14 protein-coding genes are annotated in these 16423 nt (G+C 46.1%); 9 read left to right on the top strand and 5 right to left on the bottom strand.

Going from position 1 to position 16423, the window contains the following annotated elements; all coding sequences use genetic code 11:
- Nucleotides 1-145: 145 nt before the first annotated feature.
- Entirely contained in the window at nt 146-1282 is a 1137-nt protein-coding gene (argE, locus tag R7P36_RS22570) for an acetylornithine deacetylase (RefSeq protein ID WP_213900083.1), read from the bottom strand.
- Between the two features lie 144 nt (nt 1283-1426).
- Between argE and argC the strand changes: the two genes are divergently transcribed.
- The 4 genes from argC to argH all read left to right on the top strand — a co-directional run bounded on the left by argC (nt 1427) and on the right by argH (nt 6660).
- Nucleotides 1427-2431, top strand: a complete 1005-nt coding sequence (argC, locus tag R7P36_RS22565; protein WP_017633525.1) for an N-acetyl-gamma-glutamyl-phosphate reductase — start codon at nt 1427-1429, stop codon at nt 2429-2431.
- Between the two features lie 21 nt (nt 2432-2452).
- Entirely contained in the window at nt 2453-3244 is a 792-nt protein-coding gene (gene argB / locus R7P36_RS22560) for an acetylglutamate kinase (protein WP_213900084.1), read from the top strand.
- Nucleotides 3245-3328: 84 nt separating this feature from the next.
- Entirely contained in the window at nt 3329-4543 is a 1215-nt protein-coding gene (locus R7P36_RS22555) for an argininosuccinate synthase (protein WP_017821738.1), read from the top strand.
- 242 nt (nt 4544-4785) lie between these two features.
- The gene (gene argH, locus R7P36_RS22550; protein WP_005381331.1) at nt 4786-6660 is read left to right on the top strand and encodes an argininosuccinate lyase; all 1875 of its coding nucleotides are present in this window, start codon (nt 4786-4788) and stop codon (nt 6658-6660) included.
- 194 nt (nt 6661-6854) lie between these two features.
- Here argH and R7P36_RS22545 read toward each other — a convergent pair whose 3' ends face one another.
- The 3 genes from R7P36_RS22545 to R7P36_RS22535 all read right to left on the bottom strand — a co-directional run bounded on the left by R7P36_RS22545 (nt 6855) and on the right by R7P36_RS22535 (nt 9901).
- Nucleotides 6855-7136: a DUF3624 domain-containing protein gene (locus R7P36_RS22545; RefSeq protein WP_213900085.1), complete on the bottom strand. Its 282-nt coding sequence runs from the start codon at nt 7134-7136 to the stop codon at nt 6855-6857.
- A 372-nt stretch (nt 7137-7508) separates the two neighbouring features.
- Nucleotides 7509-8981: a dihydrolipoyl dehydrogenase gene (locus R7P36_RS22540; RefSeq protein ID WP_213900086.1), complete on the bottom strand. Its 1473-nt coding sequence runs from the start codon at nt 8979-8981 to the stop codon at nt 7509-7511.
- Between the two features lie 191 nt (nt 8982-9172).
- Nucleotides 9173-9901: a redoxin family protein gene (locus tag R7P36_RS22535; protein ID WP_005382781.1), complete on the bottom strand. Its 729-nt coding sequence runs from the start codon at nt 9899-9901 to the stop codon at nt 9173-9175.
- 169 nt (nt 9902-10070) lie between these two features.
- Between R7P36_RS22535 and oxyR the strand changes: the two genes are divergently transcribed.
- On the top strand, nt 10071-10982 hold the full coding sequence (oxyR, locus tag R7P36_RS22530) for a DNA-binding transcriptional regulator OxyR (protein ID WP_005381326.1): 912 nt from the start codon (nt 10071-10073) through the stop codon (nt 10980-10982).
- A 53-nt stretch (nt 10983-11035) separates the two neighbouring features.
- Here the strand turns inward: oxyR and R7P36_RS22525 are convergent, their stop codons facing one another.
- On the bottom strand, nt 11036-13597 hold the full coding sequence (locus tag R7P36_RS22525; RefSeq protein WP_005381325.1) for a penicillin-binding protein 1A: 2562 nt from the start codon (nt 13595-13597) through the stop codon (nt 11036-11038).
- 144 nt (nt 13598-13741) lie between these two features.
- On the opposite strand from R7P36_RS22525, the gene pilM reads away from it, so the two are divergent.
- The 4 genes from pilM to R7P36_RS22505 are packed head-to-tail and all read left to right on the top strand — an operon-like array spanning nt 13742 to nt 16408.
- Entirely contained in the window at nt 13742-14758 is a 1017-nt protein-coding gene (gene pilM / locus R7P36_RS22520) for a type IV pilus biogenesis protein PilM (RefSeq protein WP_213900087.1), read from the top strand.
- A complete protein-coding gene (locus R7P36_RS22515; RefSeq protein WP_047104144.1) occupies nt 14742-15317 on the top strand; it encodes a PilN domain-containing protein in 576 nt (191 codons plus the stop codon). Before pilM ends, R7P36_RS22515 begins: the two co-directional genes overlap by 17 nt.
- Nucleotides 15310-15903, top strand: a complete 594-nt coding sequence (locus R7P36_RS22510; protein WP_017633532.1) for a type 4a pilus biogenesis protein PilO — start codon at nt 15310-15312, stop codon at nt 15901-15903. Before R7P36_RS22515 ends, R7P36_RS22510 begins: the two co-directional genes overlap by 8 nt.
- Nucleotides 15893-16408, top strand: coding sequence for a pilus assembly protein PilP (locus R7P36_RS22505; protein ID WP_005382766.1), 516 nt, complete (start codon nt 15893-15895; stop codon nt 16406-16408). The genes R7P36_RS22510 and R7P36_RS22505 overlap by 11 nt, the downstream gene beginning before the upstream one ends.
- Nucleotides 16409-16423: the final 15 nt, after the last annotated feature.

The following is a 16423-nucleotide window of genomic DNA, read 5'->3' as shown; positions in this document are numbered from 1 at the left end:
AGCAAATTTACGGCAGCCATAGAGTAAGAAGTGAAAATTAATTACAAAATAACAAGTTAAATAAGTGTTAAGACTAGCGCTGAATTGTGAAGATAAAAAGATGCAGCTCAATCGAGCTGCACAGACTTTCGAGCTTAAACGCGTATTAACAGCAGTACTTGACCATTGCCTTTGAAAGCACATCAATTGTGGGGTCGATAAAGTCGAAGGATAGAAACTCATCCGGTTGATGGGCTTGGTCGATTGACCCAGGGCCGAGCACCAAGGTTGGACACAACTGTTGTAGAAATGGTGCTTCAGTACAGTAGTTCACGGTTTCTGAACTGGTTTGGCAGATCTCTTCAACACCACCAATAAATGGGTGGTCATGTTGGCATTCGTAACCCGGAATAGGCTCATGCAATGGAATAATCTCCAGTCTCCCAGGCCATTTCGCTTCGACTTCTTTTAATGCTCCGCGCAACATGTTCTCTAAACCATCAAGGCTAATGCCGGGAAGAGGACGCACGTCGTAATGCAGTTCGCAGCAACCACAAATACGGTTAGCGCTGTCACCACCATGAATGTGTCCAAGATTTAGGGTTGGGCTTGGAATGGCAAAACCCGGATGGTGATATTCTTTAATCAATTTGTCACGCAGTTGCATCATGGCGAACATGACTTCATGCATGATCTCAATAGCGTTAACGCCAAGCGCTGGGTCCGATGAGTGACCGGACTTGCCTGTTACGCGAATGGCATTTGCCACATGCCCTTTATGACCTCGAATTGGTACAAGGCTGGTGGGTTCACCAATGATGCAGTAATCCGGCTTAAATGGGGCGTTTGCTGTGAAATGTCGCGCGCCCAACATGGTGGTCTCTTCGTCACAAGTGGCTAATACGTAAAGTGGTTTGCTCTGCTTGCTCCAATCGACTTTCTTCACTGCTTCATAAATAAAGGCGAAAAAGCCTTTCATGTCTGCTGTGCCTAAACCGTAGAAGCGGTTGTCTTTTTCCGTCAGTTTATGCGGTTCAAAATTCCATCGCCCTTGATCGAATGGCACGGTATCACTATGGCCAGCAAGTAAAAGGCCACCTTCTCCCTCTCCCATACGTGCGATCATATTGTGCTTGCCTGGCTCGACTTCGATCACTTCAACGCTAAAACCCAGATCTTTAAACCAAGATGCGAGTTTTTCGATGACTTTTGCATTGCCCTGATCCCAGCTCGGATCCGTGGAGCTGATAGAAGAGGTGCTGATGAGTCCTTCATAGACCTCTAGAAAAGTTGGTAATTGCATGGATTCTTCAAATCTCCTGTTGACAGACAGACCACAAAAATGTAAAACACATATTAAATCATATTTAATGAATAAAAAATCAAAATAAAGCAAAAATTAAATATGAATAGTCATTTGAGCCTTTAAGTATATGGATGTCACACAATGCTAAAAACCACGATTATTGGAGCCAGCGGTTACACCGGCGCAGAGTTAGCGTTAATGGTTAATAAACACCCACAACTCACGCTATCAGGTTTATACGTTTCCGCCAACAGTGTTGATGCGGGAAAGAGCATCGCGCAGCTACACGGTAAGCTAGCGGGCATCATTGATATGCCAGTTTTACCACTAACGGATCCACTGCAAATCGCTCAAGAATCGGACGTGGTGTTTTTGGCAACGGCTCACGAAGTCAGCCATGATTTAGCCCCAACTTTCTTGGAGGCAGGCTGTCAGGTATTCGATTTATCGGGTGCATTCCGTGTGAAAAGTGAAGGCTTTTACGACACTTTTTATGGCTTCGCACATCAACATAACAACTGGCTAGATAAAGCAGCATACGGCTTAGCAGAGTGGAACCAAGAATCAATAAAAACCACTCCTTTGATTGCAGTAGCAGGTTGCTACCCAACTGCTTCACAGCTTGCAATCAAACCTTTATTAGAACATGCGTTGCTCGATACCAACCAATGGCCAGTGATCAACGCAACCAGTGGTGTATCTGGTGCAGGGCGTAAAGCCTCCATGGTTAACAGCTTCTGTGAAGTGAGCTTGCAACCCTATGGTGTCTTTAACCATCGTCACCAGCCAGAGATTGCTCAGCACTTGGGTTGCGATGTGATTTTTACTCCGCACCTCGGCAACTTTAAACGCGGCATTCTTGCCACTATCACCATGAAGCTTGCGCAAGGTGTGACAGAAGCACAAGTGGCACAGGCGTTTGAACAAGCTTATCAAGGCAAGCCTGCGGTGCGTCTTAAAGGCGACGGTATTCCACGTATTCAGGATGTCGAAAATACCCCTTTCTGCGATATCGGCTGGAAGGTACAAGGCGAACACATCATTGTGATTTCAGCTATCGACAACCTACTTAAAGGTGCATCGAGTCAAGCGATGCAATGTCTCAATATTCATTACGGTTACCCAGAACTGACAGCGTTGCTGTAGTCGTTGAAAGAGGGAAATGCGATGACGCAAACCAATCAAGCTCCTTTAGTCATTAAGCTAGGTGGTGCAGCTCTATCATGCACTCAAACCTTAAGCCAACTTTTTGGTGCCATTGCGGCTTACCAAAAATCGGCACAGCGACAAATCGCCATCGTTCATGGCGGTGGCTACCTAGTTGATGAGTTGATGGCAAAGCTTCAGCTTGAAACCGTAAAGAAAAACGGTTTACGCGTAACGCCTTACGATCAAATTCCTGTGATTGCAGGCGCGCTCGCAGGCACTGCGAATAAGTTACTTCAAGGTCAAGCGATTGCGGACGGTCTTAACGCTGTGGGCCTTAGCCTTGCGGATGGTGGTTTGTGTCTTGTTGAAGAACTTGACCCAGAACTCGGCGCGGTAGGCAAAGCATCACCGGGTGACTCAGCACTATTACAAGCGGTGCTAAACACAGGTGCACTGCCGATCATCAGTTCAATTGGTTTAACCAAAGATGGCCAGATGATGAATGTGAATGCTGATCAAGCAGCAGTCGCGGTTGCGGGCGCATTAGATGCAGAGTTGGTCCTGTTATCAGACGTGAGTGGTGTATTAGATGGAAAAGGCCATTTGATCAAAACCCTGTCAGAGCAGCAAGCTAACTCGTTGATCGATGGATATGTGATCACCGATGGCATGATCGTCAAAGTTAAAGCCGCTTTGGAGGCCGCCAATGATCTTGGCCGTCCAATTGAAGTCGCGACCTGGCGTTACCCAGAAAAATTAGCACAGTTATTCGCTGGTGAAAGTATTGGTACTCAATTCTTGCCTCAATAAGCATCAGCAAAAGAATTCAATATTAGGAAGTCGTAGTTGGCACTGACCGCCGAGCGCAGCGCCAGTTAAGTTTGGAGAAAAAACATGAGCAAAGTGAACGTAAATAAAGTGGTAGTCGCATACTCAGGCGGTCTAGATACTTCAGTAATTATCCCGTGGCTAAAAGAGAACTACGACTGTGAAGTCGTTGCTTTCGTCGCCGATGTTGGTCAAGGTGCCGAAGAGCTAGAAGGCATTGAAGCGAAAGCAAAAGCCTCTGGTGCTTCTGAGTGCTACATCGCTGACTTGAAAGAAGAAATGGTCGCAGACTACATTTACCCAACGCTAAAAACTGGCGCGTACTACGAAGGTAAGTACCTGCTAGGTACATCAATGGCGCGTCCAATCATTGCCAAAGCGCAGGTTGAAGTGGCACGTAAAGTGGGCGCGGACGCTCTGTGTCATGGCTGTACAGGTAAAGGTAACGACCAAGTACGTTTCGAAGGCGCATTCGCAGCACTAGCACCGGACTTACAAGTGATTGCACCTTGGCGTGAGTGGGACCTAGTGAGTCGTGAAGAGTGTTTGGATTACCTCGCTGAGCGTAATATTCCTTGCTCTGCGTCTCTTACTAAGATCTATTCACGTGATGCAAACGCATGGCACATTTCGACGGAAGGCGGCGTTTTAGAAGATACGTGGAACGCACCAAACGAAGACTGCTGGGTGTGGACTGTCGACCCAGAGCAAGCGCCAAATGAAGCGGAATACGTCACGCTGAAAGTAGAAAAAGGTGAAGTGGTCGAAGTTGATGGTGAAGCGATGACACCATACAACGCACTGGTTTACCTAAACGAGAAGGGCGCTAAGCACGGTGTTGGTCGTATCGATATCGTGGAAAACCGTCTTGTTGGGATGAAGTCTCGTGGTTGTTATGAAACACCGGGAGGCACCATCATGATGGAAGCGCTGCGTGCTGTAGAGCAGCTTGTGCTAGACAAATCATCATTCGAATTCCGTGAGGAGCTAGGTCTAAAAGCGTCTCACCTTGTATACGATGGCCGTTGGTTTACGCCACTATGTAAATCGATCCTTGCTGCTTCAGAAGAGCTAGCGCAAGACGTTAACGGTGAAGTGGTTGTTAAGCTTTACAAAGGTCAAGCGACAGTCACGCAAAAACGTTCTGACAACAGCTTGTATTCAGAAGAGTTCGCGACTTTTGGTGAAGATGAAGTTTACGACCAAAGCCATGCAGGTGGGTTCATCCGTCTTTACTCGCTATCAAGCCGTATTCGTGCATTGAACAGCCAGAAGAAATAATCCCTTAACATCCATCTTGGATTGAATAAAGACCCGCCATTTATAGGCGGGTCTTTTGGTTTCTAAAAGCGGGTATCTAAAGTTGGTTTGAATATATATGTAAAAATATTGAATTTATACTTTATTTTTTGTCGAAATTGCCGTAACGTTGACCCATAAGAAAAAGTGAGCAAATGACCATCAAATTGGTTACTACTCATTCGAGAACGTTAAAGTAAGCAATAGTCATCAGGAGAGACGCAATGGCATTATGGGGCGGAAGATTTACCCAAGCGGCAGACACCAGATTTAAAGAGTTCAATGATTCGTTGCGTTTTGACTACCGATTAGCTGAGCAAGACATCGTAGGTTCAATCGCATGGTCTAAAGCTCTGCTTTCTGTTGATGTGCTATCGGCAGAAGAACAGCAAAAACTGGAACTTGCTTTAAATGAGCTGAAGTTAGAAGTGATGGAAGACCCTCACCAAATTCTTCGCTCTGATGCAGAAGATATCCACTCTTGGGTTGAACAGCAGCTAATCAGTAAAGTGGGAGATTTAGGTAAAAAACTCCACACTGGGCGTTCTCGGAATGACCAAGTCGCCACAGACTTGAAACTTTGGTGTCGTCAGCAAGGTCAGCAATTATTGATTGCTTTAGATCGCCTACAAGCACAAATGGTCCATGTTGCTAAACAGCACCAAGGCACCGTATTGCCAGGCTATACTCATCTTCAGCGTGCTCAACCTGTAACCTTTGCTCACTGGTGCTTGGCTTATGTTGAAATGTTCGAGCGAGACTACTCTCGTCTGAATGATGCCTTACAGCGTCTCGACACTTGTCCACTTGGCTCGGGTGCGTTAGCGGGAACGGCTTATCCGATTGATCGCGAACAATTAGCACATAATCTCGGTTTCCACCGTGCTACGCGTAATTCACTCGATTCGGTTTCAGATCGTGATCATGTGATGGAACTGATGTCGGTGGCGTCGATTTCTATGCTTCACCTTTCTCGTCTTGCAGAAGATATGATCTTCTACAATTCAGGCGAGTCAAACTTCATTGAGTTAGCGGATACGGTGACATCTGGTTCGTCACTAATGCCACAGAAGAAAAACCCAGATGCACTTGAGTTGATCCGTGGTAAGACAGGGCGTGTCTATGGCGCCTTATCGAGCATGATGATGACAGTTAAAGCCTTGCCATTGGCGTACAACAAAGACATGCAGGAAGATAAAGAAGGGTTGTTTGACGCTTTAGATACATGGAACGACTGCATGGAAATGGCAGCTCTGTGTTTTGACGGTATTAAAGTGAATGGCGAGCGCACACTAGAAGCGGCGAAACAAGGTTACGCAAACTCGACGGAGTTAGCTGATTACTTAGTGGCGAAAGGCATCCCATTCCGTGAAGCTCACCACATCGTCGGTGTCGCGGTCGTTGGTGCTATTGCTAAAGGTTGTGCGCTAGAAGAACTGTCTATCGAAGAGTTAAAAGCCTTCTCAGAGGTCATTGAAGCGGATGTGTATGACATCCTGACTATCGATTCGTGTCTGGAAAAGCGTTGTGCTTTGGGTGGTGTTTCGCCTCACCAGGTCGCTTACGCGGTAGAACAAGCGGATAAGCGCCTGAGCCAGCGTGACAGCTCGGCGGTGAAAGTGCGTCCTGCACGTTTGACGGACATTGAAACATTGGAAGGTATGGTTGCTTACTGGGCGAACCTTGGTGAGAATCTTCCGCGCTCTCGTAATGAGCTCGTGAGAGATATTGGCTCTTTCGCGGTGGCTGAGCATCATGGTGAAGTGACGGGTTGCGCTTCTCTATATGTGTATGACTCAGGATTGGCTGAAATACGCTCTCTTGGTATCGAAGCGGGCTGGCAAGGCCAAGGGCAGGGTAGTGCGATTGTGAACTATTTGGTTGAGAAAGCGCGCCAGATGGCGATCAAGAAAGTCTTTGTTCTAACGCGAACGCCTGAGTTCTTTATGAAGCAAAGCTTTTTACCGACATCGAAGTCATTACTGCCGGAGAAAGTTCTGAAAGATTGCGATCAGTGCCCACGTCAACATGCATGTGATGAGGTAGCGCTTGAGATCAATTTAATGGAGCAAGTGATCCAAAAAACGCATGTGGCATGAACTGAAGTTGTGGAGTGATTTTATTAGCATTCAATGACATAGTCATTTTCCTGCTTACTTACATCAGTATTCGCTAAAAAAATCGAAAAAATTTGGAACCTTTGAGAGGAAGCCCGGTCTATTAAAGTACCACTGCTTTTTCTTAGAAGAATCTAAGAGAGCCCCAGAACTGACATTGGTTTTGGGGCTTTTTTCTATCTGTCACTTTTCTCTTTTTTATTCGCCTTTTTTTGTCCCCGTCGACGCTGCCAAGGCAAGATGACAAAACGCATCCATAAGTGTAAAAACAACAAAACGTTGAAAGCGAAGCCGGCAAAGATCAAAGCGATCGACTCGATGCTTTGTGGATCATCTTTGAGCGTAAACCACCACACAATCCAATACAGTACAGAAAGTACCGTCAATTGATCCAAGCATCGTTGGCAACGTCCAAGTTTTTTCCAAAACCAATGTTCTTCGCAGCGGCGACAAGTCATAGTGTTTTCCAAACCATTAGTGTTGCTTCAGATTATATATCTAACTATATGGTGGAAAGCGTTTCTTGTACCGGACTTAGAGCGCTATGACACAACCAAAAATGGAAAGTTAGCTTTGTAAAAGCTTTGTGGCACGTAATTGATGTATGGTGCTCTGTCAGTCTTTAACAGGAAATATAATGATGTCGACAGAGTTGAAACTTGCGCTAAGTATCGCTGGTGGGTTCTTTATGATCGGTGTTGTCGCGATTTGTATGGTCAGCCGCTATGCAATGATGGCAGCGTAAGAGAGATTTCATTGCGCCAAAGTAGTAAAGCAAAGCCTCGTTGATGACGAGGCTTTGCTTATATTTAGATAGAAGCCTGAAAGCGTTAGCAGCCAGGGCCGCAGTCAAGACAATGTTTCACCATTTCTGGCCCTAAGTGTAGTTTTGCATTCAAATCACGTAGAGCGGTGCGGACGCCTTCTTCAATCACTGGGTGATAGAAGGGCATATCTAACATCTCAGAAATCGTCATCCTATTTTGGTGCGCCCATGCTAAAAGGTGCGCAAGATGCTCTGCATTCGGGCCCATCATTTCTGCACCTAAAAAACGTCCAGTGCCTTGCTCTCCGTAGACATGCAGAATGCCTTTATTACGAAGCATGACGCGCGAACGTCCTTGATTTTCAAACGAGACTTCACCGGTTGCGAAACATCCACATGTGCCTAGACGTGTTTCTAGTTGTTTATATGTTTCTCCAACCATAGCAATTTGAGGGTCGGAGAACACGGCTGAAATTGGTGAGCGACGCAGACCCGCACGAATATCTGGGAAACGGCCTGCGTTGTCTCCAGCAATACGGCCTTGGTCAGCGGCTTCGTGCAGCAGTGGAATTTGGTTACTTGCATCACCTGCGATGAAGATGCTCTCTACCGAAGTTTGCAATGTGTAGTGATCCGCCGTTGGTACGCCACGTTCATCGAGAGCCACATTGGTGTTCTCGATCGCCAGCTTATCGACGTTTGGACGACGACCCGTTGCGGCCAATACGTAATCGACAACGAAAGTTTCTAATTCGCCATCATGGTTGATGAATTGGATTTCGACCTTGTCTTCGCCGTCATTGTCTGACGAAGCAATGCGTTTCATGCTTTCGACTTTTACATCTGCATCAAGGTAGAACTCTTCCTTAAAGGCTTTATCTGCATACGCCATCACCTCTGGGTCTGTCAGTGGGCCCACTTGTCCTCCAAGGCCAAAGAGCTTCACGTTCACTCCTAGGCGGTGTAAAGCCTGACCCAATTCAAGGCCGATGACTCCTGGGCCAAATACTGCCACGGACTCTGGTAAGTCATCCCAGTCAAATACATCATCGTTAATCACTAGGCGATCACCCAGTTCATTCCAAGCTGCCGGATATGTCGGACGAGATCCTGTCGCAATAACAATGCGCTGTGCGGTGACCTGAGTATGATCATCTATGATGAGAGTGTGGTCATCGGCAAACTTCGCGTAGCCCGATAGTTTGTCTTCAGCGGGAATATCATCGACACTTTCAAGCACAAAGCCAACAAAACGATCGCGTTCGCGCTTTACACGATCCATAACTTCTCGTCCGTTAATTCGTACTTCACCTTGCGGGTGTATCCCAAATCCAGGTGCTTTTTCGATTTGATGAACACTTTCTGCTGCCGCAATTAACAGCTTAGACGGCATGCATCCGACACGAGCACAGGTTGTTCCGTAGGGACCGCCCTCAATCATTACCACGCTGTTGGTATGAGCTTTTGCTGCTCGATAAGCACCAAGACCAGCCGTCCCGCCACCAATAACTGCTACGTCGACATTAACTTGTTTCATCGTGAACTCTCGCTTTTGTTTTAAGCCAAGCTAGCAACATTGAGCTTGGAGAGTGAATTGGATAGTTGAATCTGGATAAGTAGTCACCTTATTGGCAGATAACTACTTATCTAGACTAGTAGAAGAAGTGGTTTAGGGTTGGCCTCCGAGCCAAAAGGCACCGGAGACCGAGGGTGTAGGCTATGGACAGCTTAGCCTAGATACGCTTCTAGCTCTTCGCTACCGCCGATGTGCTTGCCACCGATAAAGACTTGTGGAACAGTCGTGCGACCAGATATAGCTCGTAGACTAACTGTTGTTGCGTCTTTACCCAGAATTACTTCTTCATATTGAAGACCGTGGTCAATTAGATTTTGTTTCGCTTTCATACAGAAAGGGCAGCCTGGTTTAGTGAACACCGTGATGGATTCTTGCGTTTTGTAGTCAGGCGCTATGTAGTTCAGCATCGTATCTGCGTCTGACACCTTGAATGGGTCGCCTGGTTCGTTTGGCTCAATGAACATTTTTTCCACTACGCCATCTTTTACTAGCATGCTGTAACGCCATGAACGTTTGCCAAAGCCGATGTCATTTTTATCCACTAACATACCCATGCCATCGGTGAATTCACCATTACCATCCGGGATGAAGGTAATGTTTTCTGCTTCTTGGTCTTGTTTCCATGCATTCATCACGAACGTATCATTGACCGAGACACAAATAATCTCATCCACTCCGTGCTCTTTAAATACAGGGAACAATTCGTTGTAACGAGGTAGATGGCTTGATGAACAGGTTGGAGTAAATGCACCCGGTAAGCTAAATACGATAACGGTCTTACCTTTAAATAGTTCATCGGTCGTTACATTCACCCAAGAGTCACCTTGACGAACTGGAAAAGTAACTTGAGGGACTTGTTGACCTTCTTTAGATACAAACATAATGATTTCCTTTAACTATTTTAAATTATGCGTATAGAGCTTAGCGTTTTTCGTCGCTCTGTTTCGTTTTGTTGAGCCCATTATTGTAAAAATCCTTTGATAGCTCTAATCGTTTGGTGTTATGGTTTTGATAGGTATTAGCTATTGTTAAAGAAGCGAAGCGTGAAGTATGAATATTCGAGATTTTGAGTACTTAGTTGCACTTGCGGAACATAAGCACTTTCGCAAAGCGGCAGAGGCATGTTTTGTTAGCCAGCCAACATTGAGTGGGCAAATTCGTAAACTAGAGGACGAACTCGGGACCACGCTTTTAGAGCGAAGCAGCCGACGTGTTTTGTTTACCGATTCAGGGTTACAGCTGGTGGAGCAGGCTAAGCGCATCTTAAGTGAAGTGAAAACCTTCAGAGATATGGCAAGCGGTCAAAGCGGAGCCATGACTGGACCGATGCATATTGGTTTCATCCCGACGGTTGGGCCTTATCTACTACCCAAAATTCTGCCGCAGATAAAAGAAGCATTTCCTGAGCTGGAGCTATTTCTGCACGAAGCTCAAACACATCAATTAGTGCGTCAATTGGAAGAAGGCAAACTAGATTGCTTAGTTTTAGCTTCGGTTGATGAAACTGCGCCATTTAAAGAGATCGAAGTGTATCAAGAGCCATTAAGTGTCGCAGTGCCATGTGACCACGAGTGGGCCTCTCTCGACCATGTTGATATGTTGGAGCTGAATGGTAAAACCGTTTTAGCGTTGGGAGACGGCCACTGTCTGCGAGATCAAGCGTTAGGTTTTTGTTTTGCCGCTGGTGCAAAAGACGATGAGCGTTTTAAAGCCACCAGCTTGGAGACGTTACGCAATATGGTTGCTGCCGGTGCGGGGATTACGTTATTGCCTCAGCTTTCTATCCCTAATGAGAAGCAAAAAGATGGCGTATGCTACGTACCAGCTGTTAACCCAACCCCCTCGCGTAATATCGTTCTCGTATACCGTCCGGGCTCACCATTACGAGCTAGGTTTGAAGCTTTAGCAGCGAAGATTAAAGAGGTGTTGGCTTCTTATCCATCATTGAATGCAGCAGCATAAAAAGCAGACATAAAAAAGGGAGAGCTTGATGCTCTCCCTTGTGCTTTTGTGATTTAGAACAGTTCTTCTGCGCCAGAGCCTGAAGAATAAATACTATCTTCTAAACGGTCGCCAGCGTATTCGGTAGGCTCCGTGCCTTTTTCAAAGTATTCGAACATTGATGTGCTATCTACCTTGTGCGTTAGCATACCGCTGTTGCGATCAATACGAACTCGAATAATATCCTCTGGAATATTTTTACCTTGCTCCGGCGTCCCTTCTAGCGCAACACGCATGAAGTCAATCCAAGCAGGCTCTGCGGTTTTCGCACCCGACTCGGCACCAGAAATTTGGCCTTGCCCTAGGTTGCTGTTAACAGTGGTGCGGCCAAGTGCACGTGAGTGATCATCAAAGCCAACCCAAGCTATCGCAACGACACCAGGTCCATAGCCATTGTACCAAGCATCCTTGGAATCATTCGTTGTACCCGTTTTACCCCCGATATCACGACGACCAAGTTTTTGCGCGCGCCAGCCTGTACCATTCCAACCTGTGCCTTCACGCCAGTTACCGCCACCCCAAATGTTGCTGTACATCATCTCACGCATTAAGAATGCATTCTGTTCAGAGATAACTTGCGGTGCATATTGAGGTTCATCATTTTCAAGGGCATTGTCTGTTGCAAGGCCATCAATCGCGACGTCTTGTTCGCCAAATTCATCAGCGTAGCGATTTTCTGGCTGCTCGCTCATTTGCGGACAATCCTTATGACAAACACTCTTTGGATTGGCTTTAAACAGTACTTCACCGAATGCATCTTCCACGCGTTCTACATAGAATGGTTCAACGTAATAACCACCGTTCGCAAACACAGAGTAACCTTGTGCCACTTTCATTGGTGTTAAGCTACCAGCTCCGAGTGCGATGGTCTCAGAGCGTGGTACTTGGTTAATATCAAAACCGAAACGAGTAAGGTACTGACGTGTCTCCTCGAGGCCAACTTCACGGAGTGTACGCACTGCCATGACGTTTTTTGATTGAGCTAAGCCGAGGCGAAGACGCGTTGGACCACCATAAGTTGGTGGTGAGTTTTTTGGTCGCCAAGCTGAACCAGAACCTGCATCCCACTTGTTAATCGGCGCATCGTTAATCAAAGTGGCTAGAGTTAGTCCTTTGTCAATTGCTGCCGAGTAGATGAAAGGCTTGATACTTGAACCAACCTGACGCACTGACATGGTTGCACGGTTAAACTTGCTGTGAACAAAGTTGAAACCACCAACCAGCGACAATATCGCGCCATTTTCTGGGTTCATCGCAACAAACGCGGTGTTTGCTGTCGGCACTTGGCTCAGTTTCCAGCTCAGTGTTGTGTTGTCATCTTCATCGGTTTCACTTACTTCGCGAACCCAAACTTGTTGACCTGTCGCTAGCACATCATGCGCTGACTTTGGTGTTGAGCCTTGGCGGTTATCAGTAATGTACTTACGCGCCCAGTGCATTCCAGTCCAAGGGATGGTTTGCTCTTCATGGTTCTTAACCCATACTTGTGCCGTCTTATCATCGACTTTCGTCACAACCGCAGGGTAAAGGTCACCATAAGTTGGCTGTTTCTTCAGGTGCTTTTCTATTTGCTCATTGTCCCAGGCCGCTTCCCCTTCTTTCCAAAGCACACTTTCTGCACCACGGTAGCCATGACGTTCATCGTATGACAAGAGGTTATTTACCGCAGACGTATTTGCAGCATCTTGCAGTTTAGAATCCACAGTCATGTAGATATTCAAGCCAGAGGTGTAAGCTTCTTCTTCACCGTACTCTTTTACTGCCCATGCACGAGCCAACTCTGCTACGTAAGGTGCGGAAAGCTCAATCTCAGCGCTATGATAACGCGCCACGATAGGTTCATTGCGTGCTTCGTCATACTGCTCTTGTGTAATGTATTTCTCATCAAGCATTCGCATTAATACAACGTTACGGCGTTTTGTTGCGCGCTCAAGAGAGTAAATTGGGTTCATGGTTGATGGCGCTTTTGGCATACCAGCGAGTGTTGCAATCTCACTTAACGTCAATTCATCAAGGCTCTTACCAAAATACACTTGAGCGGCAGCACCAAAGCCATATGAGCGGTAACCAAGGAAGATTTTATTGACATAAAGCTCCATGATTTCTTGCTTACTTAAAAGCTGCTCAATATGGATAGCAATAAAAATCTCTTTAATCTTACGCATGATCTTCTTCTCATTAGATAAGAAGAAGTTACGAGCTAGCTGTTGCGTAATCGTACTTGCACCCTGTTTAGCCGAGCCTGAAACCGCAACAACAACAGCTGCACGAGTGATGCCGATAGGGTCGATACCAGGATGCTCGTAGAAACGGCTATCTTCGGTTGCGATGAGCGCGTGAATTAAGTCTTGAGGAATTTCGTCATAAGTAACAGGAATACGACGCTTTTCACCGAACTGTGCGATCAGCTTCCCGTCTTGACTAAACACCTTCATAGGTGTTTGTAATTCAACGTCTTTTAGAGTTGCAACATCTGGCAATTCAGGCTTCACATACTGATAGAAGCCAAATATTGTGGTGACTCCAAGAATTATGCAAATCAATGTTAAAAATAATAAACGCTTTATGAACTTCACCGGAGAATCCCTGATTGGTTGAGGCTGTGTAACGGCAAACCCTTGTACTCTTAGGTCAAAAATTTAGCACATAAGAGATATTAACTCTTATTTGGATGCTAATAACAACCTTTGCACGAAGAAATTTCGGAGCGAGAGTAAGAGATGGATAAGCTAATCGTTACCGGCATCGATATAGGCCATAACAGCCTCAAAGCCGTAGTACTTAAACCCACAGGCAACAATTACGCTCTGTTGGGTTACAAAGAAATATTACTAAAGGAAGGTATTGTCGCTGAAAATAACACCATAAATCATCAAGAAATTGTAAAGACCCTCAAGCAGATAAAAAAAGAACTGCCTTTTGGCGCTAAAAAAGTTGCGATCTCAGTTCCTGATAACTCGGTAATTAGCAAGAAACTGCAAATAGAACAAAATCTTGAAGAGAGTGAAGTTGAGTTTGCAGTGATACAAGCCTTTTCTCATCAATCGCCATTCCCTGTCGAAGAGCTGAGTTTAGACATCGTTCGTCTTCGCGCTGAGGGCGGGCAGAGTGGCAGTGATAGCTATCAAGTGTTTGCGACAAGAAAAGATGTGGTAGAAGGCCGAGTCGATGCATTACAAAAGTCCGGACTAAAACCTGTTTTAGTGGACGTGCATTCGCAAAGCCTTGGTCATATCTGGAAGCTCACCGCCGATCGCTTTCCTGACAAAAACAAATACTGCTTACTCGATATTGGCACCTTATCGAGCTCCTTCACCATGTTTACCGAACAAGGTGAACTGTTTCACAAAGAGTTTGCTTACGGCACACGCGGAGCAAACAGCGCTTCTCCAGTCGATTTTCTGTCCGATGATGCTCAGGAGAAAACAGAGCTGTTTAACCGTCAAATCATAGAGCGAGTAAAGCGCCAGATGCAGCTCTATACCTCAATCAATGGCTCACAAAACATCAAGGGTATCTGGTTATCAGGGGAAGGGGCCTCCACTCCCATGCTCGCAGAGGAGTTGTCTCAACAATTGTCGTTAGAGTGTGAATTGCTAAATCCGCTAGGGCTATTTGAGATGAAGGTGTCTAAGCGTAAGCGTCGTGCTGTGGATTGGCAGCATTTCTCAACAGCCGCCGGACTGGCCGTTCGTGGCATTCATTGGCTAGGAGGCGCCCGTGCTTTATCGCATTAATTTACTTTCTTGGCGAGAGAATCAAAGAGAAGAGCACCGACGTCGTTTCATCAGTTTGGTCGCATTAGGCATGTTGGTCGCTGTTGGCATCCAGTGGGGTATTGGAAAGTTTTTTGAGTACCAACAAGATCAACAACAGGAGCGGCTCGATTACCTCACTCACTACATTGCCGAACTCGACCAGCGTATTGAAGCAATGAAAATTGCAGAGCAAGAGCACAGCAAAATCCTCGAACGTCTAAAGGTCGTTGAAGGTTTACAAAACGGACGAAACAAAACGACCGAGTTCATGAACTTAATGCCTGCCGTTATCCCTGAAGGTGTATATGTCGACAAGATCAAAATGAATGATCTGGAAATTGAGATCTCTGGGATCTCTGATAGCACTCCAAAACTTGCCACGATGCTGGACAACATGGAGCGCTCGGCCAAGTTGAACGACGTAGAAATGCATTCCATCGTTCACGGCAAAGCCCGTTTTGGGAAAGAGTTTCAAACATTCAAAGTGTCTTTCATGTTCAAAGTAACGGAGAAGAAATTGGAGGCTCAACGTGGTTGATTGGCAGGATCTCGAAATAGATGAAATGGCCGAGTGGCCATTGTTGCCCCAGATTGTAGTAATCGCACTTCTGATCATGGCGATTCAAGGCTTAGGTTATTGGTTTTACCTTAAACCGAAAGACGAACAGTTGAATCACTTGATTCAGCAGGAGCAGACACTCAAGGTGGCATTGAAGATCAAAGCGAACAAAGTGGCAGCGTTGCCTCAGCTTCAATCTCAATTGGATGAACTTACCACTCGTTACGAGTTATTACTGCAGCAACTGCCTGCGCAAAAAGAGCTGGCTACAATGCTCGCTTCAGTGAATGAGCTTGGCATCGACAATAAGCTGACTTTCACCCGAATCGACTGGGGCGAAAAACAATCAGAGCACTTCCTTTATCGTCTCCCTTTAAACATAGAGTTAACGGGCGACTTTCATGACATCGGCCATTTTTCTCAGGCAATAGCGACGCTACCTCGAATCATCACGTTTAAAGATGTGACTTGGCAACGTGTCAGCCAAGAGAGCGAAACCCTGCACTTTCGGGTGCGTGCTAATACCTATCAGTTTAAGCCGGAGGAGACGAAAAATGACAAGTAAGTCTTTGTTGCTGGTACTGATGGGTTCTCTATTGATGGGCTGCCAGGCGAATGATGAATCATTGACGGATTTTATTCGAGGAGTGGAAACACAGGCGCGTCGAGAGGTCGAGAAGCTTAAGCCCGCAGACAAGTATGTTGCAGTCACGTACGCACCGGAAGTACAGCGTGCACCCTTTGAATTACCCAAAGAAGCCACCATCGCGACTCAGCCAGTTGCAAGAAAAGATTGTTGGCAACCGCCCTCAAGAAGGCGAACTGGCAAATTAGAAAAATTCCCATTAAGCCAATTACGTTTGAAAGGTGTCATGGGCATGGATAACACGGTTTCTGGCCTCGTTCAGGCTCCCAATGGCACCGTCTATAAAGTTAAGCCGGGTCAATACCTCGGACGCAATAATGGCAAAGTGACCCATGTCAGCCACTCCTATTTGTTGATTAATGAAACGTTGCCCGACGGCTTAGGATGTTGGCAAAAACGTAAAGTTAAGTTGGCTTTGAGATAGCCCCATTTATTTTTG

The sequence above is a fragment of the Vibrio sp. 397 genome (assembly GCF_033339395.1).
Taxonomy (GTDB): Bacteria; Pseudomonadota; Gammaproteobacteria; order Enterobacterales; family Vibrionaceae; genus Vibrio; species Vibrio alginolyticus.
This window is presented reverse-complemented; position numbering and strand designations above follow the sequence as displayed.